This is a genomic window from Halobacterium sp. CBA1126 (assembly GCF_009741975.1).
Taxonomy (GTDB): Archaea; Halobacteriota; Halobacteria; order Halobacteriales; family Halobacteriaceae; genus Halobacterium.
The window spans coordinates 1-4895 of sequence record NZ_WPCF01000146.1 but is presented as its reverse complement, the minus strand read 5'-3'; the positions used below and the strand labels follow the sequence as shown (position 1 = coordinate 4895).

The following is a 4895-nucleotide window of genomic DNA, read 5'->3' as shown; positions in this document are numbered from 1 at the left end:
GGCGACGGTGACGACGGCGACGGAGGGCCGACGGGGACGACGACCGAACGCAACGACGAGGACCGGTACCGCGGCCGCCAGATCGGCACGGCGGACTCGCTGGACCCGGTCTACGCGACCGACACCACGTCCGGCACGCACATCCAGGAGATCTTCGACGGGCTGACCAACTACGAGAACGGGACGGTCAACGTCGAGACCCTCCTCGCGGAGGACTACACGGTCTCCGAGGACGGCACCACCATCACCTTCCAGCTGAAGGAGGGCGCCACGTACAACAACGGCGACGAGGTCACCGCCGACGACGTCGTCTACTCGTGGGAGCGGCTGGCCGCCTCCGAGAACTCCAACCGCTCGGGGTTCATCCTCGACACGCTCGGCGTCGCCCACGAGACGGAGACCGACGACGAGGGCAACGAGGAGTACGTCCCGAAGAGCATGGAGGTCGAAGCGCTCGGCGACTACGAGCTCGAGGTCACCCTCTCGGAGCCGTTCTACGCGGCCCTCGAGCTCATCGCGTACTCCTCGTTCGTCCCGATTCCCGAGGGCATCGTCGGGGACATCGAGGGGTACGACGGCGAGATGGACTACGACACGTTCGCCTCCGAGGAGCCGGTCGGCGCCGGCCCGTACGTCCTCACCGAGTGGAGCGAGGCGACCCGCGTCAGCCTCGACGCCCGCGACGACTACCACGGCGAGGAGATTCTGAACGAGGGGCTGGACTACTCCGTGTTCACCTCCTCGAACGCGGCGTACACGTACGCGACGTCGAACGTCAACGCGGACAGCCCGTACATCCCGTCCTCGCGGTACGACCCCGAGCTGCGTGACTTCGAGGGGACCGACGAGCGCGGCCGCCAGTACGGCACCTACGGGCCGTTCGAGCCGAACGGCATGACGGCCAAGTACTACGAGGTGGCGTCCCTGTCGACGTTCTACTACGGGTTCAACACCTCGCAGGTGCCCAAGCCCGTCCGGCAGGCCGTCGCGTACGCGATGAACCAGGAGACCATCAACACCGAGATCATCTCCACGCCGACCCAGCCGGCGTACTTCTTCACGCCGCCGGCGCTGTTCCCGGGCGGCGCGGAGAACTACGACGAGCTCAAGTCCGACTACCCGTACGGCGTCGGCGAGACCCGCATCGACCAGGCCCGGCAGGTCATGGAGGACGCCGGCTACGGCCCCAACGACACGTTCGACCTCGCGTTCGACATGTCGTCGGCGACGGCCTCGGCGTACGGCGAGGACGCGTACTCGCTGCTGCGCGACAAGCTCCAGCAGGCCCACATCGAGCTGGAGCTGCGCACCGCCGACGGGAGCACGTTCATCAACCGCGGCCGCGACGGGAAGTTCGAGCTGTACTTCCTCGGCTGGATCGCCGACTACCCGGGGGCGGACAACTTCCTCACGCTCATCAACCCGCCGAACACGTTCTTCCAGGACGGCGGCGCCACGTACTTCCAGTGGTCCGAGGAGACCGGCGACCACGCGGCGGACGCCGAGGAGGCGTGGAACACCGTCGAGAACAACCTCGGGCTCGGCGAGGACGCCGCAGAGACCCGGCAGGAGGCCTACCTCGAGATGGAGCGGGCGAACTGGAACGACGCCGTTCTCATCCCGGCGCTGCACAACATCGAGCAGAGCTACAGCTACGAGTGGGTGGACGAGCCGCGCTTCGGTGCGATGGGCCCGTCCCGGATGAAGAGCCACCGCACCGAGATCGGCGACCGCGGCGAGTACCAGTAGCGGCCCGCTCCCGCTCGCTCTCCACCGCCGGGAGCGCGCGTTTTCGCACCGGAGAGGGCGTGGCTCCGGCGCACGATTCACCAGAACGCAAGACCTAAAAGAGCAAATTCGTATAGAAAGATGCGAACGAGCCACACAACTCGTCGATTACGCCCATGAGCCGGTGGACATACTTCGCGAAGCGCCTGGTGCTCTCCATCCCCGTGATACTCTTCGGGACGTCGCTGACGTTCCTCATCATTTACGCGGGCCCGGTCGACCCCGCGGCGGCCATCGTCGGCCAGCAGGCGACGGCGGAGCGCATCCAGCAAGTGCACGAACAGCTCGGCATGAACCAGCCGCTGTGGGAGCAGTACGTGGACTTCATCGTCAACATGTTCACGTTCGACCTCGGGAACTCGTGGGTCGTCCAGCCGAACACGCCCGCCTACGAGGTCATCCTGAACTTCGCGCCCCGCACCATCCTGATGGGCGCGTGGGCCATCCTGCTGCCGCTGTTCGTCGGCATCCCGCTGGGGTTCTACGCCGGCCTCAACCCGAACACGCTCGGCGACTACTCGGCGTCGTTCGGCGGCATCGTCTGGCGCGCCATGCCGAACTTCTGGCTCGCCGTGCTGTTGATGATGGTGCTCTCCCAGTCCGAGCAGTACATGCTGGGGTTCAACTGGGAGAACTTCGTCGTCTCCACGAACGTCGCCGGCGCGCCCGAGATGGAGAACCTCTGGAACTTCGAGAACTTCCTGCAGGCGTCGAAGCTCGTCCTCCCGGCGTCGCTGGTGCTCGGGTCCGCGTCGATGGGCAACGAGATGCGCATCGGCCGGACCGCGTTCCTCGAGGCGAAGAACTCCAACTACGTCGAGATGGCGCGCGCGAAGGGGCTGCCCGGCCGCACCATCGTCTGGAAGCACATCTTCCGGAACGCGCTCATCCCCCTGATTCCCGTCATCACCGCGGAGGCCGGCATCCTCGTCGGCGGCTCCGTGCTCGTGGAGACGGTGTTCGGCATCAACGGCATCGGGTGGCTGTTCTTCAACGCGGTGACCAGCGGCGACCTGCCGCTGTCCGGCGCGCTGATGTTCCTGTTCATCCTGTTGCTCGTGGGCTTGAACATCCTCCAGGACTTCCTGTACACGGTCGTCGACCCCCGTGTCGGGTTCGAGAGCGAGGGCTAACACATGCAACGCGAAACCGACCAGGTTGACTCCACGCTCGCACAGCGAATCAGAGAGAACCCGACGCCCGCCGTCCGCTGGGGCGCGGTGATGGCCGTCCTCGTCCTCGCAGAACTCGGCGCACTTGCCGGCGCCGTCATGGCCGTCCCGTGGGACGTCCCGGTCGGCGCCATCGCCACCACCGTCCCCGTGCTCGGCGACGTCTTCGCGTCGATAGCGGCCGTGTTCGCGGCCGCGGGCGACGCCGTCGCCAGCCTACCGACGCTGCTCAGCCGTGAGTGGATTCCCAACCAGGGCTACCACGTCCCCGGCGAGGGCTGGCAGGAGACGTTCCTCGGCCTCGAACCGAAGCACGCGTGGCTGCTGCGCGTCGGCCTCGTCTACGCGTACGCGTTCGCCTTCCTCTACTGGACGTGGCGGGGCTACCTCGTCTTCCGCCGGCACTACCGGTACGCCGACTGGACGCCCACCGACGACGTCGTCGACCGGTTCCGCGGCCACACGTGGGGCGAGTTCGGCCTCGTGGTCGTCGCGGTCTTCCTCGTGATGGCGGCGTTCGCGCCGACGGTCAGCCCGGTCACGCAGGAACACAACATCATGCAGCCGTACGGCCACAACGTCACGCACTACGACGCCGAGGCCGGCGGCCTCCAGACGATAACGCGGGGAAGGCGAACATCGGCTCGACCTCCGACGGCCAGCAGAACAACGTCGGGCCGTGGACGTACGACAAGTTCGACCGGTTCCACCCCGCGGGGACGCTGCCGAACGGGAAGGACCTGTTCACGTTCATGTCCTACGGCGCCCGCATCTCGCTGTTCATCGGCCTCATGGCGTCCGCCATCGCGGGCGGCATCGCGCTCGCGCTCGCGCTGCTGACGTCGTACTACAAGGGGCTCGCGGACATGACCGCGGTGGTGACCAGCGACGCGTTCTCCGCGATGCCGCGGCTGCTCGTGCTCATCATGCTCATCTACGTGCTCCGCGGCCACTGGCTCATGGAGATCTACAGCGGGGCGTTCCTGTTGGCGCTGCTGTTCGGCGTCTGGGGGTGGATGGGGCTGTGGCGCTCCATACGCGGCCCCTCGCTGCAGATCGTGGAGAACGAGTGGATCACGGCCGCCGAGGGGTTCGGCGAGAAGCCGCGGCGCATCGTCTCGAAACACGTCGCGCCGTTCGTGGTCAGCTACCTGCTCATCTACCTCTCGATGTCGCTGGGCGGGTACATCATCGGCGCCGCGGGGCTGTCGTTCCTCGGTCTCGGCGTGACGTCGCCGACCCCCGAGTGGGGCCGCGCCATCGCGATGGGGCAGAACCTCGTCACGACGCAGTCCTGGCACATCTCCATCCTGCCCGGCACCGCCATCACGCTGCTCGTGCTCGGGTTCAACGCGTTCGGCGACGGCGTGCGCGACGCCCTCGACCCGAAGGCCGGGGGCGACGGCGACGCGTCCGGCGAGGCCGCGGCCGCCGGGGGTGGTGCGTGATGAGCGCCCGGCGGGACGACGACGCGCCGCTCCTGCAGGTGGAGAACCTGCAGACGGTGTTCTTCACGGACAAGGAGACGGTTCGCGCGGTCGACGGCGTGAGCTTCGACGTCCGCCGCGGGGAGTCCGTCGGCGTCGTCGGGGAGTCCGGCTCCGGGAAGTCCGTGACCGCCCGCTCCATCATGGGGCTGATCGACAGCCCCGGCCGCGTCGTCGGCGGCTCCATCGAGTACAAGGGCGAGGAGCTGACCGACAACACGGAGAAGGAGTGGCAGCAGGTCCGCGGCGGCGAGATCGCGATGGTGTTCCAGGACCCGCTGACGTCGCTGAACCCCGTCTACACGGTCGGCAACCAGATCAAGGAGTCGCTGCGGCTCCACCAGGGGCTGCGCGGCCGGGAGGCCACCGAGGCCGCCGTCGAACTGCTCGAGGACGTCGGCATCCCGGACGCGCCGCGCCGCATCGACGAGTACCCCCACGAGTTCTC

Annotated in this window: 3 protein-coding genes and 1 pseudogene; all 4 read left to right on the top strand. The window is 67.6% G+C overall.

What is annotated here, in order from left to right:
- Window positions 1–1749, top strand: a 1749-nt coding sequence (locus GJ634_RS14080; RefSeq protein ID WP_157503496.1) for an ABC transporter substrate-binding protein, incomplete at its 5' end; no start/stop codon positions are given.
- A gap of 155 nt (window positions 1750–1904) precedes the next feature.
- On the top strand, window positions 1905–2921 hold the full coding sequence (locus GJ634_RS14075) for an ABC transporter permease (protein WP_157503495.1): 1017 nt from the start codon (window positions 1905–1907) through the stop codon (window positions 2919–2921).
- A gap of 3 nt (window positions 2922–2924) precedes the next feature.
- Window positions 2925–4408: pseudogene (locus GJ634_RS14070) on the top strand (ABC transporter permease).
- A partial coding sequence (locus GJ634_RS14065) for an ABC transporter ATP-binding protein (protein ID WP_157503494.1) occupies window positions 4408–4895 on the top strand: 488 nt, incomplete at its 3' end. The pseudogene GJ634_RS14070 and the gene GJ634_RS14065, both read left to right, overlap by 1 nt.